This is a genomic window from Actinomadura formosensis (assembly GCF_050948385.1).
GTDB classification, from domain to species: domain Bacteria; phylum Actinomycetota; class Actinomycetes; order Streptosporangiales; family Streptosporangiaceae; genus Spirillospora; species Spirillospora formosensis.
In genome coordinates this window covers 3,181,893-3,201,786 of sequence record NZ_CP192011.1, presented here as the reverse complement: position 1 = coordinate 3,201,786, position 19,894 = coordinate 3,181,893, and the positions used below count along the sequence as shown (strand labels likewise).

Sequence of the window (19,894 nt, the reverse complement as noted above, 5' to 3'; positions counted from 1 at the left end):
TCAGGCACGGGGAGCCGTGGTCGGCGTCATGGCCCGCGGCCACGTCCTGCCCGGGTGGACGGCGCCGCAGTTCGGGCACTTGCGGTCGCCGCCGTAGAAGCCCTCGAAGGCGGGCGGCAGGTCGTCCACGATCGAGCGCACCTGGAGTTCGGCGCGGTGGACGAGGTGGTGGCACTCGGGGCAGTACCACTCGAACGCCTCCGTGCGCCCCTCCGGCCGCGGGATCTCCACGACCAGGCCGATCGAGCCGGCCTCGGGCCGTTGCGGCGAGTGCCGGACGTGCGGCGGCAGCAGGAAGACGTCGCCCTCGTTGATCTGCACGTCGACCGGCGGGCGGCCCTCCTCCTCCATGACGCGCAGCACCATGTTGCCCTTGAGCTGGTAGAAGAACTCCTCGGTCGGGTCGTCGTGGAAGTCGGTGCGCTGGTTGGGGCCGCCGACCACCATGATGATCAGCCCGGCCTCGTCGAACACCTGGACGTTGCCGACCGGCGGCTTCAGCAGGTCGCGGTGCTCGTCGATCCAGGACTCGAAGTTGAACGGCCGTCCGTAGGACAGTTGCGGCAGGGTCATGCTCCGGCCTCCTCACCGGTCCGGGGGATGTGGGCGACGCACGAGATCTCGATGAGCAGATGCGGGTGCGGAAGCTGGTGGACGGCGACGGTCGTGCGGGCCGGGCCGGTCTCGTCGAAGTACTCCCCGTAGACCTCGTTGTAGCCGCCGAAGTCGTTCATGCTCACCAGGTAGGCGGTGACGTTGACGATGTCGGACAGGTCTCCGCCGGCGGCGGCGAGAAGATCGCGGATGTTCTCGATGACGGCGCGGGTCTGCGCGCGGATGTCGAGGTCGGTGACGCCCATCGGGTCGGCGCTCGCCCCGGCGAACGTCCCGTCCGGGCGGCGTGAACTCGTCCCGGACACGAACACCAGGTCACCGGCCCGCTTGAGGTGCGGGAACCGTCCTCTCGGCCTGGCCTTGCCCGCGACCAGGAACGCCTCGCCCGTCACGTCGTCACCTCGACGCCGCCGAGGCCGGCGCCGGTGACGCGGACGTGCGCGCCCTCCGGCAGCGGGACGGCCGCCGTCGCCGCGCCCGCGAGGACGATCCAGCCGGGTTCGAGTGCCATCCCGGCGCCGAGCGCGAGCCGCGCCGCCGCCCGCAGCGAGCGCGCCGGGTCACCGAGGATCGCGGCGGACGAGCCCGTCTGGACGGGCCGCCCGTCGATCTCCAGCAGCAGCCCGATGTTCGACACGTCCCGGGGCCGGTGCCAGGCGCCGAATCCGAACCGGGCCGCCGAGGCGTTGTCGGCGATCACGTCGGGAAGGGTGAACCTGAAGTCCCGGTAGCGGGAGTCGAGCACCTCGAACCCGACCGCGACACCGGTCACGGCCGACTCGACCTCGGTGGCCGACCGGACCTCCCGCCCGATCAGGTAGGCGATCTCGGGTTCGATGCGCGGATGGATGAGGCGCGACACGTCCACCGACGGCCCGGCCAGCATCCCGTCGGTGAGCAGGCCCCAGATGACGTCGCCGACGCCCATCTGCGCCATCTTGGCGCGGCTGGTGAAGCCCATCTTCACCCCGGCGAGGCGTTCGCCCCGGCGGCGCCGCAGTTCGATCCCGGCGCGCTGCACCGCGTAGGCGGCGGCCAGGTCCAGCGGCATCGCGCCGGTGAGCGGGGGGATGGCCCGGACGTCCCGGGCGGCCTCGTCCAGCGTCGCCGCGAGAGCGTGCACGTCCACCATCAGGAGTCCTCCTTGCCGAACGCGACGCGGACATCGCCGAGCCCGTCGATGCGGGCCTCGAACACCTCGCCGGGCGCGGCCGGGACGACCGGGCCGAGGGCGCCGGTCAGCACGGTGTCGCCGGCGCGCAGCGGGCGGCCGACGCGGACCATCGTGTCGGCGAGCCACAGCGCCGCGTTCAGCGGATGGCCGAGGCAGGCGGCGCCGTTGCCGGTGGAGACCTGCTCGCCGCGCCGCTCCATGACCATCCCGCACAGGCGCAGGTCCACGTCCTTCAGCGGGACGGGCCGGTTGCCCAGCGCGTACATGCCGGAGGAGGCGTTGTCGGCGACGGTGTCGGCGAGCGTGATGTCCCAGTCGCGGACGCGGCTGCCGACCACCTCGATGGCGGGCAGCGCGAACGCGGTGGCGCGGATGACGTCGGCGACCGTGTGCCGCTCGTGGGTCAGGTCGTGCTCCAGCACGAGCGCGACCTCGGCCTCGGCGCGCGGCTGCAGGACGGCGCCGGCGGGGATCTCCTCCCCGTCCGGGACGGCCATGTCGGCGAACAGCATGCCGAAGTCGGGGCTGTCCACGCCGATCTGCCGCTGAACGGCCCGCGATGTCAGCCCGATCTTGCGTCCGGCGAGGCGGCGGCCCTCCCCCAGCCGGCGCTCGGTGATCGTGTCCTGGACGGCGTAGGCGTCGTCCACGGTGGTGATCAGGTCGCGGACGGGCGCGCACGGCGTGCCGGTCGCGTAGGCGCCGAGCAGTCTTTCGGCGGCGGCATCGATGTGGGTGGTCACTGGGCTCGCTTTCAGATGCGGATGCAGACGTTGACGGGTTCGGAGAAGAAATCCAGGGAGTACTCTCCCCCCTCCCTTCCGATCCCGGACGCCTTGACACCGCCGAACGGGGTGCGCAGATCGCGCAGGTTCCAGCAGTTCACCCAGACGATTCCCGTTTCGATCCGCGGCGCAACCCGGTGGGCCCTCGACAGGTCCCCCGTCCAGAGGGTGGCGGCCAGGCCGTAGGGGCTGTCGTTGGCGAGTTCCAGTGCCTCGTCCTCGGTGTCGAACGGGGCGACGTGGCAGACGGGCCCGAAGATCTCCTCCCGCACCGTGCGGGCCGTCTCGGGCAGGCCGGTGAGGACGGTGGGCTCGACGTAGAAGCCGTTGTCGCGCTCGTCGCCGAACGCCGGCGTGCCGCCGCCCGCGACGACCGTGGCGCCCTCCCGCCTGGCGAGCCGGTAGTAGGACAGGACCTTGTCGCGGTGCTCGGCCGAGATCATCGGACCGTAGCCGCCGAGCGCCTTCGCGCGGGCCGCCAGTTCCCGGACGAACTCCTCGAAGACGGGCCGCTCGACGTAGACGCGTTCGGTGCACAGGCAGATCTGGCCGGAATGGGTGAAGGACGAGCGGACCGTCCCGTCCACGGCGGCGCCGAGGTCGGCGTCGGCGAAGACCAGCGCGGGGTTCTTGCCGCCCAGCTCGAACGAGACCGGCGTGACGTGGCCGGCGGCGTTGCGCATGATCGCGGCGCCGGTGGCGGACTCGCCGGTGAACGCGATCGCGTCCACGTCCCCGTGCCCGGTGAGGAACTCGCCCGCCGCGCCCGCGCCGTGCCCGTGCACCAGGTTGAACACGCCGCCGGGCAGGCCCGCCTCGTCGATGACCCGGGCGAGCAGCGTCGCGGTGGACGGCGTCTCCTCCGACGGCTTGAGGACGACCGTGTTACCGCACGCGAGCGCGGGGGCGATCTTCCAGGTCGACAGCAGCAGCGGAAGGTTCCACGGCGAGATGACCGCCACCACGCCGAGCGGCCGGCGCACCGTGTAGTTGAGCGCCTCCCCGGTCCCCGAACTCCACCCCGGGACCCGCGTCGTGTAGGCGCGTTCGGGCCGGCCGTACAGCAGGTCGGCGTAGGCGCGGAAGTTCCCGGCCGCACGCGGGACGTCGACGGTCTCGGCGAACTCCCGGGGCCTGCCGGTGTCGGCGACCTCGGCGTCGACGAACTCCTCGAAGCGGGCCTCGATCCCGTCCGCGACGCGCCGCAGCGCGGCGGCCCGCTCCTCGGCGCCCATCGCGCCCCAGCCGCCCTTCAGCGCGGCCCGTGCCGCTGCCACGGCATCGTCCACGACCTCCCGCGTGGCCTCGGGAACGGTGCCCAGCTCGGTACCGTCCACGGGCGCGACGAGCGGGAAGGCCGGACCGTCCGAACGGAAGACTCCGGCGACGTAGTGCTCGGCCTTCATCTGTTCCTCCCGCGCGGCTCGACGTCTTCGATCCTCTGCCCCGCGAGCTATGCCTGGCAAATACCAATCATCCAGTGAGCTATCACGAAATCGTGATAGTAAGGCGGCATGCGCGCGATCGACCTCCTCAACGGGCGGCTGAAGCTCCGGCACCTGGTGCTCGTCGTCGCCATCGCCGACCACGGCAGCGTCCTGCGCGCCGCCGAGCACCTGCACCTGGCACAGCCCGCCGTCACCCGCAGCCTGCGCGAAGTGGAGGCCATCCTCGGCGTCGACCTGTTCACGCGCGGCCCGCGCGGCGTGACGCCCACCATGTTCGGGGACGCGTTCATCGAGCACGCCCGCGCCGCCCTGGCCGAGCTCCGCCGCGCCGGGGAACGCATCACCGGCCTGGCGGACGGCGAGGTCGGCACCGTCACGATCGGCACGCTCCTCGCGGGCTCGAACGTGCTGCTGCCCCGCGCGATCGCCGCGCTGAAGAGGGACCGTCCGGGCATCACGGTGATCGTCCAGGAGGCCACGTTCGACGCGCAGGTGCCCCGGTTGCTGGACGGCGAGATCGACCTGATCCTCGGCCGCCTCAACCCGATCGACGACCTGCGCGGCCTCCGCCAGATCACCCTGTACGGCGAACCCGTCCGGCTGGTGGCCCGCAACGGCCACCCGGCCCGCGCCCTCCCCGACCTCGGCCTGGCCGACCTGCTCGCCTACCCGTGGGTGCTCCCCCTGGAGCGGACCGCACTGCGCACCGAACTGGTGCAGCTCTTCCGCGCCGAGGGCCTCGCCCTCCCCGGGAACCTGGTGGAGTGCACCTCGGTGCTGACCGTCCGCACCCTCGTCCGCGACACCGACATGATCGCCGCGCTCCCCGAACTCGTCGCCCGCACCGACGCCGGCATAGCGCCCCTGCCGGTCCCGCTGGAGGCCGTCCGCCGCCAGGTGGGCGTGACGCTCCCCGCGCACCGCGCCCCGACCCCGTCCGCCCGGCTGATGCTCGACCACCTGCGCCGCGAGGCCGCCGAACTCACCGGCTGATCAGATCCATCAGCGCCGCGCTCACCCGCGACCCCGGATCGGCCAGGTCGAGCACGACAGCGAAGTGGTCCCGCCCCGGCACGATCATCAGCTCGCCACCCCACCGCGGCTGGAACATGCGCGACTGCGCCAGGAACCCGTCCCCGTCGCTCTCCCCGGCCACGAAGACGGCCGGGCACCGATACCCGGCCGGCAGCAACGCCGGGCTCAGCGCCGCGGCCCGCTCCAGGTCCAGCCGCACGTACTCGTTGACGTAGATGCGGGTGACGGGCCGGATGTCGAAGAGCCCGCTGAACGGCATCGCGGCCTTGACGACGTCCTCCGGAAGCCCGAGCGGCTCCTGCCACCCGCCGACCATGGTCATGCCGGCCAGATGCCCGCCCGCCGAACTGCCGCCCACCACGATCCGCTCCGGGTCGAGCCCGAACTCGCGCCCCCGCCGGTACACCCACGCCACGGCCGCCCGGACCTGCCGGACGATCTCCTCCAGCGACGCCTTGGGCGCCAGCGTGTAGTCGGGGACGACGGTCGCGACACCCCGCTCATGCAGGGCCCGTGCCATGAACGAGGAGACGTCCCGCGAGAGCGCCATCCAGTACCCGCCGTGCAGGAAGACGAACACCGGCCGCGGCCCGTCCCCCACCCCCCACACGTCGAGCCGCTCCCCGCCGGCCTCGTCGTAGACGATCCCCGGATGCCCGGGCAGCCCCTCCACGGCCCGCTCCGACATCTCCCGGTACCGCGCCATGTGCCGCGCGAAGAGCTCCTCTCCGGCCTTCCGCCGCACGTTGTAGGCGGTGTCCAGTTCCTCGTCGCTCAGCTCGCTGCCCGGCCAGTCGCCCAGATCGCTCACTCCCCCCACCCTTCCCCGCCCCCGGCCCCCGATCAAATACCGATCCGCCCCCCACCTATCACCACCCCGCTATGCGTCCCGCCTACGGGCGCGCCCCCGGGACGAGGGCGGCGAGGTCGGCGGCGTGGTCCGCCAGGTAGGCGGCGAGGAGTCCGGGGATCAGGTTGATCGACGCCAGGTCGGCGGGCGCGCAGGGGACGAGGTCGACGTCGTAGCGTCCGTTGGCGGGGTCGTCGAACTCCGGGCCGTGGCGGCGGGACAGGTCCATGGTGAGCAGGCGGCACACGTAGAAGGTGTTGAGACGGCACAGTTCGGGTGACTGCTCCGCGCACGCGAACACCTGGCGGACGGGGCCCGCGGTCGCGCCGAGTTCCTCGTCCAGTTCGCGGCGCAGTGCGGCTTCGGGGGACGCGTCGGCGGGTTCGATCTTGCCGCCCGGTGTCGTCCAGTAGACGGGCCGGTCAGGGCGGGTGCGGCGGAACAGGACCAGGGCGTCACCGTCCAGGAGGAGGGCACGGACGGCGCGGCGGACCCTCACGCGTTCAGGCGGGCCGCCGCCGCGGGGACACGCCGGCGTCCAGCGGCGTGGCGGGCCCTTCGATCATGAGCCGCACGGCAGGGTCCGTTCCGGGCATCGTTTCTCCCCTCCGGCCGCCCTCGTCCCGCACCTGATGGTCAGGGCGGGTCGCGTCGGACCGTACCCCATCCGGGCCGCCCGGGACGGCCGAACCGCACGAGGCCGTCCCCCTGGCGGCCTCACCGCCGTTACGATCGCCACTGGCATGCTCTGTATCGGAACGGCGTGAAATGGATGATGTGGAGGTCCGGCACCTGCCGGGCGACCTGCCGCAGCTGTTCGACGACGGCGTCGGGGGCGACGACGCCGGGCGGACGCTGTCGGTGCCGCTGCCCGACGGGGATCTCGTCTGGCCCGACCCCGGCTACCCGCAGCGGCGCCCGCTGCTGCGGCCCGCGTTCTGGCTCAGCGACGACCCCGTCCGCGGAGACCTGTGGGCCGCGCTCCGCGCCGACCACCCCCGGTCGGGACTCTGGCCGCTGCTGATGGACGAGACCGACCAGCCCTGGGCGGCCGGCCAGATCGCGCCCGAGCCGGTGGGCGAGGTCGCCAACTACCATCCCCACGCGTTCATGTACGAGGTGTGGGCCGACTTCGCCGAGCAGGCGGCCGACGACGACCTCGACGACCTCGCCCCCTACGGCCGGCACTGCCCCGGCCCCGCGCCCGCCGGCCTCCCGCTGGACGATCCCGGCACGATGGCCGACCGCTACGCCCGCGTCCTCGCCGCGCGCGGCCTGCCGCTGGCTCTCGCCGCGGTGGACCGGGGCGCCGACGCGCTCGCCGCCGTCGGCTGGCAGGGCGCCCTCAACCACAACGAGTGGACGGCGCCGCTGTCGGCCGTCCTGCGCTCCTGGGAGGACCGGTTCGGCGCCCGCGTCGTCGCGCTCGGCTTCAACACGCTGGAGCTGAGCGTCGCCGCCCCGCCGGTCACGACCCGGCACGCCGTCCACGTCGCGGCCGAGCACTGGACGTTCTGCCCCGACATCCTGTTCCAGGGGCCCGGCACCCTCGCCGGGTACGCCGAGGAGATCCGCGGGAAGACCTACTGGTCGTTCTGGTGGGACTGACGCACGGCTGACGCTCGGCCGGCGCACCGGGCGTCTTGCGCCGCGCGAGGCGGACCCTGATTCCAGGTCGCGGCGCGCTCCCCTACGATGCGGCGGAGAACGGCGAGGGATCGGAGACGCATGCGGCGCAGCGGACGGGCGCTCTCCGGGGGCATCGCGGCGGCGATCGGCCTCACGCTGGCCGCCGACATCACCGCGATCGTCTCCGGCCGGGTGGGCGGAAGGCCGTCCAGGGCGGGGAACCTCGTGTCGGTGGACCGGGCCGCCGCGCCGGGGGCACCGGCCGTCGCGCCGCTGACCCGCCGCTACACGCCGCACCTGCTGGTCGCCGGGACGTCCCCGCTGCCGCCCGCCGCGGTCGAGCGGACGCGGCGGCTGAAGGGCGTCGCCGGTCTCACGGTCGTGGACGCCGCGCAGGCCAGGGTCGGCGGACGCCGCATGGGCCTGCTCGGCGTCGACCCGTCCACGTTCCGGGCGTTCGCCCCCGCGGCGACCGCCGAGTCCGACCGGCTGTGGCAGACGGTCGCGTCCGGCGGGCTGGCCGTCTCGTTCGAGCAGGGCCGGGGCGGGGCGCTGCCCCTCGGCGCGGTCGTCCCGGCGGGACGCAGCACCGGCCCCGGCAAGGTCCGCGTCGGCGCCTACGCCTCGATGGGCATCGGCGAGGTCGACGCGGTCGTGTCCCGCGCCCAGGCCCGCACGCTGGGCCTGCCGGCCGGGAACGGGCTCCTCATCAGCGCCCCGAAGGCCGACCACGGGAAGCTGGCGAAACGGCTGAAGAAGATCCTCCCGCGCGGGACGAAGGTGGCGGCGCTGACGCCGTCCCGGACCTCCGGCACGCCGGCGAAGGGCACGGGCCGCCCGCGGGTGACCGGGCGGCCGGACGGGGCGGCGGGCGACCGGTCCCCCATCACCGGCAACATGATGACGCCCACGATGCGGACCGTCCTGCTGGAGATCGCCGGCGTGTTCGGCCCGTTCCCCGTGATCGGCTGCCACCGCTCCACCGGCGACCCGCAGGACCACGGCGAAGGCCGCGCCTGCGACTTCATGGAGAGCACCGGCGGGCGGATGCCGAGCGCCGGCGCCCAGCGGCACGGCGACCAGGTCGCCCGGTACGCGGTCGCGAACGCGCGGCGGCTCGGGATCTCCTACGTCATCTGGAAGCAGCACATCTGGAACGTGCGGGGCGGCGGCTGGCGGCCGATGGAGGACCGCGGCGGCCTCACCCAGAACCACTACGACCACGTGCACATCTCGGTGCTGCGCTAGGCCGCCCGCCGGGACGCGGTCAGGGCAGCTCCTGCTCGCACCAGACGACCTTGCCGCCGGTGGCGCGGCGCACGCCCCAGCGTCGCGCGAGACGTCCCACGACGTGCAGGCCACGTCCCGAGATGAGCGCCTCGTCCTCATCGTCGTGCATGCGGATGCGGGGACGCCCGTCCGAGGAGTCGAAGACCTCGCAGACCAGGCCGCCCTCCCGCACCAGCCGCAGCGTGACGCGCCCGCCCGCGTGCCGGATCGCGTTGGTGACCAGCTCGGACACCAGCAGCATCGTGGAGTGGGTCAGCTCGTCCAGGTCCCAGCGGGCGAGCCGGTCCCGGACGAGGCCGCGCGCCCGGCGGACGGCGGCGGGGTCGGCGGGCAGCTCCCAGGCGGCGTGATGGTCGGCCGGGATGCGCGCCAGCCGCGCCACCAGCATCGCGATGTCGTCGCGGTGCTGGTCGTCGTAGACGCCGTCGAGCGCCGCCTGGCACAGCTCCTCCAGCGGACGGGCGGCGGCGCCGGGGCCGAACGTGGCGAGCAGCCGGGCCAGCCCGTCGTCGATGTCGCGGGCCCGGTTCTCCACCAGCCCGTCGGTGTAGAGGAACAGCAGCGTCCCGTCCTCGACGGTGAACTCGCGGGTCACGATCGGGCCGTCGCCGCCGACGCCGAGCGGCGGCGCGGGCGGCACCGGCAGGTACTGCGGCTCCGCGCCGGGCGGGGCCAGCAGCGGCGGCAGGTGCCCGGCGCTCGCGACCTCGCACCGGCCGCTGACCGCGTCGTAGACGACGTAGGCGCAGGTGGCGAAGTGCGGTTCGCGTTCGCCGAGGGTCCGCATCAGCGAGTCGAGCCGTTCGAGGGCCTCGGCGGGCGGCAGCTCCAGCCCGGCGAGGGTGTGGATGGCGGTGCGGAGCCGCCCCATCGTGACGGCGGCCTTCACCCCGTGCCCGGCGACGTCCCCGACCACCAGCGCGACCCGGGCGCCCGGCAGCGCGATCGACTCGTACCAGTCGCCGCCGACCTCGATGCGGCGGCTGCCCGGCAGGTAGCGGTGGTGCACCTCGACCGGCGACGGCGCCGACAGGCCCGTCGGCAGCAGGCTGCGCTGCAGGGTGAGCGCGGTGGCGCGTTCCCTGGAGTACTGGCGGGCGCTCTCCACCAGGATCGACGCCCGGTTGGCGAACTCCATCCCGATCTCGACGTCGTAGGCGTCGAACGGCCGGTGCGCCGCGTTGCGGGTGCAGACGAAGAACCCGAGCACGCCCGCCGAGGACACGATCGGGAGTAACAGCATCGACGCGCCCTTGAGCAGCTCGGCGACCGGCGGGCGGCGCCAGGCGTCCGCGAGCTCGGCCGCGCCGCCGCCGCCGAGCGCGCGCAGCACCGGCTCGCCGGTCTCCAGGCACTGCATGTACGGCGTCTCCGGCGGGTAGACGAGCGACTCGCCGGTGGGGAACGTCGCGTCCCAGGCCGGGTCCTCGTCGTCGAACCCGATCGCCATCCGGCGCAGCTGCGGCCCGTCCGGGCGCTCCGGCGGCTCGTCGGCGTCGATGTGGGCCTCCGCCAGCAGCAGCGCGCCCGAGTTGCAGAAGTGCGGGACGAGCACGTCCATCAGGCCGCGCGCCAGCAGTTCCAGGTCGAGGGTCGCGCCGATGCGCGGGAGGACGTCGTCCAGCAGTGCCCGGCGGATGACGGCCGGGTCGACGAACCGGTCGGCGAGCGGCACCGGCACCCGGATGACGGCGAGCGCCGCGAGGTCGGGCACGCCGCCGTTCATCGGGTGGACGGTCACGACCGCGTCGAGCGTCCCGCTCACCGGGCTCTCCACGGCGAGCATGGCGGTGCGCTCACGCCCGGCCTTCAGCGCCTCCAGCAGCGGGTCCCGCGCGCCGGGGATCACCTCGTCCAGGTAGGCGCCCAGCAGGTCGTCCGCATCCGGGGAGAGAACGGCGGCGGCATTGCGGTCGAACTGCAGAATTCTCCCCGACGAATCCATGCCGAGAATAAGAATCCGTGTGGACGACTCCATCGCTCGATTATGGGTCATCGCGCGGCACGATGCGGCCGATACGGGGGGCGAGTCCGGACCTCAGCGGTGCCCGTGGGCCTCGTCCAGGAACTGCCGCCAGGTCCGCTCCCCCACGGCGTGCTCCGGCGTCAGGTGGTGGCCTTCCCGGAACCCGCGGCCGGCCCGTCCGGGAAGCGGCAGCGGCACCCGGACGGGCCGCCGCAGGCCACGCGCCTTGAGGTAGTCGCGCAGCATCTCCTCCGCGGTGAGCACCTCCGGGCCGCCCATGTCGTCGACGCGCCGCGCGGGCCCGGCGGCGAGCACCAGCCCGGCGAGCCGCTGCGCGACCTCGGCGACGTCGATCGGCTGGTCTCGCAGCCCCTTCGGCAGCAGCGCCACGCCGGGGATCTTGGTGAGGACGTTGAAGACCATGTCCGGCAGCGTGTGGAACTGGGTGGTCCGCAGGATCGTGTACGGCAGCCCGGACTCCTCGATGAGCCTTTCCACCGCGTGCTTCGTCCGGTAGTAGCCGAAGGGGATCTTGTCGACGCCCACGATCGAGATGTAGATCAGGTGCGGGGCGCCCTGCCGGCGCGCGGCCTCGATGAGGCGCCGGGCGGCGGGCAGGTCCCGCCGGGAGTGGAGCGGGTCGCTGGCGCAGTGCACGATCGTCTCCGCGCCCTCGACCGCCGCGTCGACGCCCTCACCGGTCCACAGGTCGCCCTTGTGCCAGGTGAGGCCGGGCTCCGGCTCCCTGGCGCGGCGGCTCAGCCCGTGCACGTCCGCGCCGGCCTCCGCCAGCAGCCGCGCTACGGGCCGCCCGAGCGTGCCGCCGGCCCCGGTCACGAGAATCATGTGTCCCTCTCCTTCGCCGATTTTCTCCTGCGTCAGGGGTTCCCGAAGACCTGCGGGGGCGGGACGGGGGCGACGATCTCCTCGCCGTCGTGCAGGGGCGCGGCGCCGGCGCAGAACGCGGCGAGGTCGCCGCCGTCCATGACGCGGGCCCGCACGATGCCGCCCGCGGCGCGGCGGGTCAGCTCGGCGACCGGCAGCGGCTCCTGCGACGCGGCCACGATCAGGTTGCCGAACCGGCGGCCCCGCAGCACGCCCGGGTCGCCCATCAGCAGGGTGTGCCGGAACACCGACCGGACGGTGGCGGCCATCCGGCGCGCGAACGGCAGCCGGAACCCGTCGGCGACGTTCACCAGGTAGACGCCGCGCGGCCGCAGCACCCGGGCGGCGTCCAGGACGAACTCGCGGGTCGCCAGCTCGGGCGGCATCGACGCCTCGGCGAACGCGTCCATCACGACGAGGTCGTCGGCGTCGTCGGGGAGCGCCGCGATGCCCGTGCGCCCGTCGGTGATGCGGATCCGCAGGCCCGCGACGCCCTTGACCGGCAGTTCCTCGCGGACGAGCCGCACCAGTTCCGCGTCCGGCTCCAGGACGATCTGCCGCGAGCCGGGCCGGGTCGCGGCGATGTAGCGGGCCAGCGTGCATCCGGCACCGCCGATGTGGACCGCGTCGAGCGCCGCACCGTCCGGGCCGATGGAGTCGACCACGTCGCCCATCAGCCGCATGTACTCGAAGTCGAGGTAGGTGGGGTCGGACAGGTCCACGTAGGACTGCGGCACGCCGCCGACGAGCAGCATCCAGCCGCCGTCGCGGTCGGCGTCGCGCAGCAGCTCGGCCTCCCCGCCGGCGATCTCGTAGGTTCGCGGCCGGGGACCGTGCCTGCCCTTGCGTGCCATGCCACCACCCTACGGACTCCGCCGCCGGGGCTCCGCGCAACCGCCGGGTTCGCCGGTGGGCGCGGGCCCGGCCGCACAGCGGGCGGCCGGGCCCGCCGGGCCTCCTAGCGGTCACTGGGTCTTCTGGTAGCTCCTGAGGGAGTACGTCGCCAGGGTCACCGTGGCCGCGGTCAGGACCAGGAGCCAGGAGCCGTGCAGGGCGGCCGGACTCCAGTCGGGGTCGCCGGACAGCACGGCCCGGGAGGCGTCCAGGGCCCAGCTCACCGGGTTGACGGCCGCGACGTGCCGGATCCAGGACGGCATCAGGTCTTTGGCCATGAACGCCGACGACAGGAACGTGAGCGGCAGCAGCAGCATCACGTTCAGGCCGATGATCGTGTTGCGGTCCCGGACGAGCAGCGCGAGCGTGTTCGACAGTGCGGCGAGGACGATGCCGATCAGCACCGAGGCCGCCACGAGCACCGCGAGCCCGGGGGCGCCGCCGGGGTAGTGCGCGCCGGCCGCCCAGCCCAGCACGATGATGACGAGGGACTGGAACGCCGTGCTGAGCGCCTGCTCGATGACGCCGGCGTTCGCGATCGCGCCGCGGCGCACCGGGGTGACGAGGAAGCGGTCGAGGGTGCCGCGTTCGATCTCGTCCATGGTCGCCATCCCGGCGAACGAGTTCAGCGACACCGCGTTCATGATCACGACGCCGGGGACGATGTAGTCCAGGTAGGACCGCACGCCGAACCCGGGAAGCTCGACGACCTTCTCGAACAGCTCGCCGAACAGGAACAGCCAGACCATCGGCTGCGCCAGCGTCAGGACGAGGACGACGGGGTTGCGCAGCAGCGCGGACAGCCGGCGGTGGGTCATCCACCAGGTTCCGGTCACCAGCGCGGTCATCGGGGCGGTCATCGGGCGCCTCCGGCGGTGGACGGCTCGTGCCGGGTGAAACGGCGTCCGGCGTAGCGGAGGTAGACATCGTCGAGGGACGGCCGCGCGACGGTCGCCGCGGCGGCCGGGACGCCCGCCTGGTCGAGCGCGGCGAGGACGGCGGGCACGGCGGAGGCGCCGTCGTCGGCGCGGGCGCTGAGGCGCGGCCCGTCCAGGACGATCTCGCGGACGCCGGGCAGCCGGCCCAGCGCATCGCGCACCGGCGGCTCCGGGGGCGGCTCCCGCCATTCGACGTGGACGGCGTCGCCGCGCAGTTCGCCCTTGAGCGCGTCGGGCGTGCCCTCCGCGACGACGCGCCCCCGGTCGACGATCGCCAGCCGCCGCGCGAGCCGGTCGGCCTCCTCCAGGTAGTGGGTGGTCAGCAGGATCGCGAGGGCCTCGTCCCCGGCGAGCCGGGCGATCTCCGCCCACAGGGCGGCGCGGGCCTCCGGGTCGAGCCCGGTGGTCGGCTCGTCCAGGAAGAGCACCTGCGGGCGGTGGACGAGGCCGAGGGCGACGTCGAGCCGCCGCCGCATCCCGCCGGAGTAGGTCTTCACCGGGCGCGAGGCCGCATCGTCCAGGTCGAACCGGGCGAGCAGTTCGGCCGTCCTGCGCCGCGTCCGCGTCCCGGACAGCCCGTACAGGCGGCCCTGCAGGATCAGGTTGTCCCGGCCGCTCGCCTCGGGGTCGGCGCCGGACTTCTGCGACACGACGCCGATGATGCGGCGGACCCGGTCGGGGCGGCGCAGCACGTCGTGCCCCGCCACCGCCGCGGTTCCGGCGTCCGGCCGGATCAGCGTGGTCAAGATCTTGACGGTGGTGGACTTGCCCGCCCCGTTGGGGCCGAGCACCCCGAGGATCTCGCCCTGGCCGACCGTGATGGACAGGCCGTCCAAGGCCCGGACGTCGCCGGGATAGGTCTTCACGAGGCCGTCGGCCTCGATGGCGTGCGCCATGGTCTCCTCCATTGCAGCGCAACACGCTCGACGGAGGGGTCCCGGATAGGCTGGGAGTGCGTGCTCGCCGCCAGGGCCCGGCTCCGTGCGAGGTCTGGGTGGTGGGTTCTCCGGCCCGGCGGCGGTGTTGCCGCACCGCCGCCGGGCCTCGCTTCGGCTACTCCTTCGAGGCTCCCCTCTCCGCCAGTTCGGCGATCTCGGGCGGGATCTCCCCGGTCTCGTGGAACGCCCGCCACAGGCCGAGGCCCGGCAGTGAGCCGTCCTCGATCTCGGCGAGGAATCCGCGGACCCACTCGGCCTCCGCGCGCCTGATCGCCAGGTCGTATTCGGCCTCGATCAGGAAGATGCGCGGCACCTCGGTCTCCGCCGCGAGAGCGGCCCGGTCCTCGGCGATCCGCCGCTCCATCGTGTCGAGGCGCCGACGCAGCAGCTCGGCCGCCTCGTCCGGCCCCAGTGCGCCGAGGACGGACAGCCCGGCCTCGAACCGGGGAAACTCGCGCTCGGGCACCGCGATCAGTTCCCGGACCCAGTCGGCGAGTTCCGCCAGGCCGGCGTCCGTGATGCGGTAGACGGTGCGCTCGGGCCGCGCCCCTTCCCGGACGCTTCCCTCGACGGCCAGGAACCCGTGTTTCTCCAGGTTGCGCACCACGGTGTAGAGGGAGCCCCACTTGATGTCCATGTCGCGGTCCTTGCCGCGCGCGCGCATCAGCGCGGCCATCTCGTACGGGTGCATCGGCCTGGCGGAGACCGTGGACAGCACGGCGAGCCCGAGCAGATTGCTCACCTTGCGCCGCTTGGCCATCCCGCCCTCCTCGTACACGAGTACTCGTAAGCGAGTATAGGCGGGTGCGCTCCGGTCCGTCCAGCCCGGTCCAGGAGACGCGGGCGCGGGTAGGGACCGGGCGTGGACTTCTCCAGTGCGGCCGACGAGCTCTACGGCGTCCCGCCCGCACGATTCGTGGCGGCGCGGAACCGGCTGGCACGGGAGGCGAAGCGGGACGGCGACGCGCCCCTCGCCCGGCGGATCGGCGCGCTGCGGCGTCCGACACTGTCGGCGTGGGCGGTGAACCTCCTCAGCCGCTCCGCCGCCGGCGAACTGGAGCGGCTGCTGGAGGTGGGGGCCGGGATGCGCGCGGCGTGGGGTTCCGGCGGCGGCCTCCACGACCTGGAGCAGCGGCGCGCCCGGCTGGTCGCCTCGCTCGTGCGGACGGCCGGAGACCTCGCGGCCGACGCGGGCGCCCCCCTGCGCGAGCAGGCCGTCCGGGAGGTCGAGGACACCCTTCAGGCCGCCACGGTGGACGGGGGGATCGCCGAGGAGGTCCGCGAGGGACGGCTGGCGCAGCCCCGCAGCCACACGGGCTTCGTCCCGGCCGGGTTCCCCATGGCGCCCCCGGCCGGCAGGGAACGCGCCGAACCGGAACCCGGGCCGAAGAGGCCGCCGGCCGAGGAGAAGAAGCCCGCACGGCCGAAGCCGCACACCGCGCGGACGAACGCGGCGCGGGCAAGGCGGGCGGAGACGCTGCGCAAGCGCGCGGAGGAGGCCGAGCGGAGGCTGGCCGAGCGGGCGGACCAGGCCGGCGCGGCGAAACGCGCGGCCGATGAGGCGTCCGCCGAGGTGGGCCGGCTCCGCCGCGAGCTGGACCGGGCCGTCGCCGAGCGGGACGCGGCGTCCCGGCGGGCGGCGCGCGCCGAGCAGCACCGGAACCGCGCGCAGGAGGCGGCGCGCGAGGCCCGCGCGGCCGCCGCCGAGGCCCGCCGCGCCGGCGGCGACACGCGCCGGGACTGACCCGAGACCGACCCGGGTCTGCCCGCGGGCCCGGCGGCGAACGGATGTTCGGGATGAAGTAGGTTCAATCCGAACGTGATTCGACAATCAAGGGAGCGCGCGGTGACGGCACCGGTCGTGGAGCAGCCGACTGACTGGACCGAGCCGGGTGCTCATCCGGTGGTGCCGGGGGTGCACCGCGTCCCGCTGGCGCTGCCCATCCCGTCGCTGCACTCCGTCAACGTGTACGTCATCGAGGACGCCGAGGGCCTCGTCGTCGTGGACTCCGGCTGGGCGATGCCCGACACGCGCGCGACGATGGAGAGGGCCCTCCGCGCGCTCGGCCACGGGCTCGGCGACGTGGCGCAGTTCCTCGTCACGCACGCGCACTGGGACCACTACTCGCAGGCGCTCGCGCTGCGCGAGTCGTTCGGGACGCGGGTCCGGATCGGGCGCGGCGAGCGGCCGTCGATCGAGGCGTTCGACGTCCGCCGGGGGCTGCATCCCCGCCAGATCGAGATGCTGCGCAGGTGCGGCGCGGGCGGCGTGGCCGACGAGATCGCGGCCCTGGATGTGGACCGTTCCGAACGGGACATCCCGCACACGCTGCCGGACGCCTGGCTGGACGACGGGGAACGCGTCGGCCTCACCGGGCGGGACCTGGAGGTGTTCGCCACACCGGGCCACACGCGCGGCCACATCGTCCTGCGGGACGCCGGCGCCGGCCTGCTGTTCGCGGGCGACCACATCCTGCCGCACATCACCCCGTCGATCGGGCTGGAGACCGAGCCGGAGCCAAGGCCGCTGCGCAGCTATCTGGACTCGCTGCGGCTGGTCCGCGACATGCCGGACACGCTGCTGCTGCCCGCGCACGGCCCGGTGAGCCCCAGCGTCCACACCCGGATCGACGAGCTGCTGGAGCACCACGCCCAGCGCCTGGACGCCGCCGCCGCGCAGGTCCGGGCGGGCCGCGGCACGGCGTTCGAGGTCGCGGAGGCCATGCCGTGGACGCGCCGCGGGCGCGCGCTCGGCGATCTCGACGCGTTCAGCCGGATGCTGGCCGTCCTGGAGATCGAGGCGCACCTGGACGTCCTGACCGACCAGGGCGTCCTGGACGCGCACGAGGAGGCGGGCGTCCGCCGCTACGCGCCGAGGCGCTGACCCGCGCTCCCGGCGCGGCACCGATCCGGCGCCGCCCCCTGCCGCCGAGGCCCGGGAAGCCCCCGGGTTACGCTGATCTTCTGTTTTCCCCGGTGGAAGGAGCGCCGATGACGCGCGCCCCCGAGTTCACTGCGATCACCTCCGCGGCGGAGCTGCGCGAGCTTCTCGGCGCGCCGATGCGGCGGGCGATCGACAAGGAGCGCGTCACGCTGCACGCCTGGGACCGCGAGTGGCTCGCCCGGTCCCCGTTCTGCCTGATCTCCACCAGCGACGCGGACGGCAACTGCGACGTCTCCCCCAAGGGCGACCCGCCCGGATTCGTGCACGTCATCGACGACACGACGATCGCCGTCCCGGACCGTCCCGGCAACCGGCGCGTGGACGGGTTCATGAACGTGCTGAGCAACCCGCACGTCGGGCTGATCTTCCTCGTCCCCGGACGCGGCGAGACGCTGCGGATCAACGGCCGGGCCACGCTCGTCCGGGACGCGCCGTTCTTCGACGAGATGGTCGTCAAGGGGCACCGCCCGGCGCTCGCCCTGGTCGTGGACATCGAGCAGATCTTCTTCCACTGCGCGAAGGCGCTGATGCGCTCGAAGGTGTGGAAGCCGGAGACCTGGAACCCGGACTCGCTGCCGTCGCACGCCCGGATCGTGAAGGACGTCCAGTACACCGAGGAGAACCTGGAGCAGCTGGAGGAGTACTACTCCGAGGGCACCTACTCCAAGAAGCTGTACGGGGGCTGAGCGGCGGCTGACCCCCGCGCCCGCGGCGCAGGGGTCATCGTCGGCGCGGCCCGGTCAGCCGCTCTTGCGGCGGAACTGCCGCTGGTGATCGGCGCGCTCATGCGCGCCGCGCACCTTCGAGCCGCTCCTGCCGGCCGCGCCGGCGTTCTTGCCCGCCGCTCCGCGCTTGCGCTCCAGGGCCTCCCGGAACCTGCGCTTCACGTCGTCCTCGCCGTCCGTGGGTTCTCCTGACGAGTCGGCCATGCGGACCTCCAGCTCTGTCGGTGGCCCCCCCAGCTTCACACACCACCTGGGGAATCGGCCATCCGGCCCCCACCGGAAGATCATCTCCGGAGATTCCGCCCCAAACCATGTCAGGGGCAAACGATCTCTCCTATGGTTTGTGCCCGTGGAGCCCCAGACACCGCAGGCAGACCCCGCCCCCGCCCACCCGCCACTGGACGCGCTCGCCGTCCAGCCGCTGCTGAACCGCGACTACGAGTCGCGTCCCGCGGCCTTCTACGAGCGGCTGCGCGCGGAGTACGGGCCGGTCGCACCGGTGGACGTCCTCGGCGTCCCGGCGTGGCTCGTCATCGGCTACGCGCAGACCCTGGACGTCATGCGCGACACCCGCGGCATCTGGAGCAGGCGGGTGGAGAACTGGCGCCGGTACCGGGAGGGCTCCGTCCCGGCGGACTGGCCGATGCTGCCGGTGGTCGAGTCCGGCAACTCGGCGTTCCGCGACGGCGCCGACTCGACCCGGCTCCGCAGCGCCTGGAGCGAGGGGCTCCGGCCGTTCCAGGACCGTACCCGGCCGGAGGCGAAGGCGCTGGAGCAGGCCGTCCGCCGGTACGCCGACGAGCTGATCACCGTGCTGGCCGAGAGCGGCCCCGCCGGCTGGGCCGACCTGTCCGCCCAGTACGCGCGCCCGCTGCCGCTGATGGTCATCGGGCGGCTGCTCGGCACCGGGGCGGACGGCGACGACGAACTGATCATCGACCTGTGGCGGGTGATGGACGCCGGCCCGGAGGCGCGGGAGGCGTCGGACCGGCTGCTCGCCCGGGTCGCGGACGTGTGCGCGGCGCGGATGGCCGCCCCCGGCGCGGACCTGCCGTCCTACCTGCTCGCCGCGGCCCCCGACCTGACCGCCGAGGAACTGGCCCGCGAGATGTCGATGATGACCGGGCTGGTCGGCGACGTGACGGGGACGCTGATCTGCAACACCATCACCGAGGTGCTGATCGGCGAGACCGGTGCCCGCGCCAGCCTGTCCGCCGGGATGATCCCGGAGGTGATCAACCGGGCGGCGGCCGCGAACCCGCCGATGGCGAATCTGGCGTTCCGGTGGGCGAAGGCGGACGTGCGGCTCGGCCGGTTCCAGATCGCGGCCGGCGACCCGGTCATGGTGTCGCCCGCCGCCGCGCACCTGGACCCGGCGTTCACCGCGTCCACCGCCCCGGACCCCATCTACAGCTCCCGCGCGCACCTGGCCTGGAGCGCGGGGCCGCACGCCTGCCTCGGCCGCGACCTCGCCACCGCGATCACGACGATCGCGGTGGAGCGGCTGTTCGAGCGGCTGTCGTCGCTGCGGCTGGCGCTGCCCGCCGACCAGCTTCCGTGGCGTTCGTCCCCGCTGATCCGCGGCCTGCGGTCGCTGCCGGTCACCTACGAGCTGGCCGGTGACGCGCCGGCGCCGCAGCCCGCCGCCCCCGCCGATGCGGAGGAGGCGGCGGAGGCTGCGGAGCAGGAGGCGCCGGACGAGAGCGGCGCGAACCTGGTACGGCGTGTCCTGCGGATGGTGCGCCTGTCCTCCTGACCCGGCCCGCCACGTCCCGGCC

21 protein-coding genes are annotated in these 19,894 nt (G+C 73.9%); 7 read left to right on the top strand and 14 right to left on the bottom strand.

Features of this window, described 5'->3' with window-relative positions:
* The 5 genes from ACQP1N_RS15155 to ACQP1N_RS15135 are packed head-to-tail and all read right to left on the bottom strand — an operon-like array spanning position 1 to position 3,980.
* Entirely contained in the window at positions 1-573 is a 573-nt protein-coding gene (locus tag ACQP1N_RS15155; RefSeq protein WP_067793792.1) for a 3-hydroxyanthranilate 3,4-dioxygenase, read from the bottom strand.
* Positions 570-1,007 (bottom strand): RidA family protein, encoded by a 438-nt coding sequence (locus tag ACQP1N_RS15150; RefSeq protein WP_067793791.1) that lies wholly within the window; start codon positions 1,005-1,007, stop codon positions 570-572. The genes ACQP1N_RS15155 and ACQP1N_RS15150 overlap by 4 nt, the downstream gene beginning before the upstream one ends.
* Positions 1,004-1,747 (bottom strand): 2-keto-4-pentenoate hydratase, encoded by a 744-nt coding sequence (locus tag ACQP1N_RS15145; protein WP_433231992.1) that lies wholly within the window; start codon positions 1,745-1,747, stop codon positions 1,004-1,006. The genes ACQP1N_RS15150 and ACQP1N_RS15145 overlap by 4 nt, the downstream gene beginning before the upstream one ends.
* Positions 1,747-2,532: a 2-keto-4-pentenoate hydratase gene (locus tag ACQP1N_RS15140; protein ID WP_275938302.1), complete on the bottom strand. Its 786-nt coding sequence runs from the start codon at positions 2,530-2,532 to the stop codon at positions 1,747-1,749. The genes ACQP1N_RS15145 and ACQP1N_RS15140 overlap by 1 nt, the downstream gene beginning before the upstream one ends.
* 11 nt (positions 2,533-2,543) lie before the next feature.
* Positions 2,544-3,980, bottom strand: a complete 1,437-nt coding sequence (locus ACQP1N_RS15135) for a 2-hydroxymuconic semialdehyde dehydrogenase (RefSeq protein ID WP_067793790.1) — start codon at positions 3,978-3,980, stop codon at positions 2,544-2,546.
* Positions 3,981-4,088: 108 nt separating this feature from the next.
* On the opposite strand from ACQP1N_RS15135, the gene ACQP1N_RS15130 reads away from it, so the two are divergent.
* Positions 4,089-5,015 carry a LysR substrate-binding domain-containing protein gene (locus tag ACQP1N_RS15130; protein ID WP_067793789.1) on the top strand — a complete coding sequence of 309 codons (927 nt, stop codon included), beginning with the start codon at positions 4,089-4,091 and terminating at the stop codon, positions 5,013-5,015.
* On the opposite strand, the gene ACQP1N_RS15125 is transcribed toward ACQP1N_RS15130, so the two are convergent.
* Both ACQP1N_RS15125 and ACQP1N_RS15120 read right to left on the bottom strand, forming a co-directional pair.
* Positions 5,005-5,868 carry an alpha/beta hydrolase gene (locus ACQP1N_RS15125; protein ID WP_242608739.1) on the bottom strand — a complete coding sequence of 288 codons (864 nt, stop codon included), beginning with the start codon at positions 5,866-5,868 and terminating at the stop codon, positions 5,005-5,007. The genes ACQP1N_RS15130 and ACQP1N_RS15125 overlap by 11 nt on opposite strands.
* Before the next feature lie 82 nt (positions 5,869-5,950).
* Positions 5,951-6,406, bottom strand: coding sequence for an NUDIX hydrolase (locus tag ACQP1N_RS15120; RefSeq protein WP_067793788.1), 456 nt, complete (start codon positions 6,404-6,406; stop codon positions 5,951-5,953).
* 269 nt (positions 6,407-6,675) lie between these two features.
* Here ACQP1N_RS15120 and ACQP1N_RS15115 point away from each other — a divergent pair, with 269 nt between their 5' ends.
* Both ACQP1N_RS15115 and ACQP1N_RS15110 read left to right on the top strand, forming a co-directional pair.
* Positions 6,676-7,515, top strand: coding sequence for a DUF4253 domain-containing protein (locus ACQP1N_RS15115; RefSeq protein WP_067793787.1), 840 nt, complete (start codon positions 6,676-6,678; stop codon positions 7,513-7,515).
* A 120-nt stretch (positions 7,516-7,635) separates the two neighbouring features.
* A complete protein-coding gene (locus ACQP1N_RS15110) occupies positions 7,636-8,784 on the top strand; it encodes a hypothetical protein (protein ID WP_131732532.1) in 1,149 nt (382 codons plus the stop codon).
* Positions 8,785-8,803: 19 nt separating this feature from the next.
* On the opposite strand, the gene ACQP1N_RS15105 is transcribed toward ACQP1N_RS15110, so the two are convergent.
* The 6 genes from ACQP1N_RS15105 to ACQP1N_RS15080 form a co-directional block, all read right to left on the bottom strand.
* Complete coding sequence (locus ACQP1N_RS15105; RefSeq protein ID WP_433231984.1) at positions 8,804-10,804, bottom strand: ATP-binding SpoIIE family protein phosphatase; 2,001 nt, start codon at positions 10,802-10,804, stop codon at positions 8,804-8,806.
* 60 nt (positions 10,805-10,864) lie between these two features.
* Positions 10,865-11,638 carry an SDR family oxidoreductase gene (locus tag ACQP1N_RS15100; RefSeq protein WP_433231981.1) on the bottom strand — a complete coding sequence of 258 codons (774 nt, stop codon included), beginning with the start codon at positions 11,636-11,638 and terminating at the stop codon, positions 10,865-10,867.
* A gap of 32 nt (positions 11,639-11,670) precedes the next feature.
* The gene (locus ACQP1N_RS15095) at positions 11,671-12,531 is read right to left on the bottom strand and encodes a spermidine synthase (protein ID WP_067793783.1); all 861 of its coding nucleotides are present in this window, start codon (positions 12,529-12,531) and stop codon (positions 11,671-11,673) included.
* A gap of 111 nt (positions 12,532-12,642) precedes the next feature.
* The gene (locus tag ACQP1N_RS15090; protein WP_207393999.1) at positions 12,643-13,431 is read right to left on the bottom strand and encodes an ABC transporter permease; all 789 of its coding nucleotides are present in this window, start codon (positions 13,429-13,431) and stop codon (positions 12,643-12,645) included.
* Positions 13,428-14,405, bottom strand: a complete 978-nt coding sequence (locus ACQP1N_RS15085; protein WP_433231980.1) for an ATP-binding cassette domain-containing protein — start codon at positions 14,403-14,405, stop codon at positions 13,428-13,430. Before ACQP1N_RS15085 ends, ACQP1N_RS15090 begins: the two co-directional genes overlap by 4 nt.
* Positions 14,406-14,562: 157 nt before the next feature.
* The gene (locus tag ACQP1N_RS15080; RefSeq protein ID WP_067793781.1) at positions 14,563-15,207 is read right to left on the bottom strand and encodes a PadR family transcriptional regulator; all 645 of its coding nucleotides are present in this window, start codon (positions 15,205-15,207) and stop codon (positions 14,563-14,565) included.
* Positions 15,208-15,309: 102 nt separating this feature from the next.
* On the opposite strand from ACQP1N_RS15080, the gene ACQP1N_RS15075 reads away from it, so the two are divergent.
* The 3 genes from ACQP1N_RS15075 (at position 15,310) to ACQP1N_RS15065 (ending at position 18,077) form a co-directional block, all read left to right on the top strand.
* Positions 15,310-16,191, top strand: a complete 882-nt coding sequence (locus tag ACQP1N_RS15075; RefSeq protein WP_433231977.1) for a hypothetical protein — start codon at positions 15,310-15,312, stop codon at positions 16,189-16,191.
* A gap of 102 nt (positions 16,192-16,293) precedes the next feature.
* Positions 16,294-17,331, top strand: coding sequence for an MBL fold metallo-hydrolase (locus ACQP1N_RS15070; RefSeq protein ID WP_067807647.1), 1,038 nt, complete (start codon positions 16,294-16,296; stop codon positions 17,329-17,331).
* 107 nt (positions 17,332-17,438) lie between these two features.
* Complete coding sequence (locus ACQP1N_RS15065; protein ID WP_067807644.1) at positions 17,439-18,077, top strand: pyridoxamine 5'-phosphate oxidase family protein; 639 nt, start codon at positions 17,439-17,441, stop codon at positions 18,075-18,077.
* 54 nt (positions 18,078-18,131) lie between these two features.
* On the opposite strand, the gene ACQP1N_RS15060 is transcribed toward ACQP1N_RS15065, so the two are convergent.
* Positions 18,132-18,320: a DUF5302 domain-containing protein gene (locus tag ACQP1N_RS15060; protein WP_067807642.1), complete on the bottom strand. Its 189-nt coding sequence runs from the start codon at positions 18,318-18,320 to the stop codon at positions 18,132-18,134.
* 145 nt (positions 18,321-18,465) lie between these two features.
* Between ACQP1N_RS15060 and ACQP1N_RS15055 the strand changes: the two genes are divergently transcribed.
* The gene (locus ACQP1N_RS15055) at positions 18,466-19,872 is read left to right on the top strand and encodes a cytochrome (RefSeq protein WP_433231973.1); all 1,407 of its coding nucleotides are present in this window, start codon (positions 18,466-18,468) and stop codon (positions 19,870-19,872) included.
* Positions 19,873-19,894 lie beyond the last annotated feature (22 nt).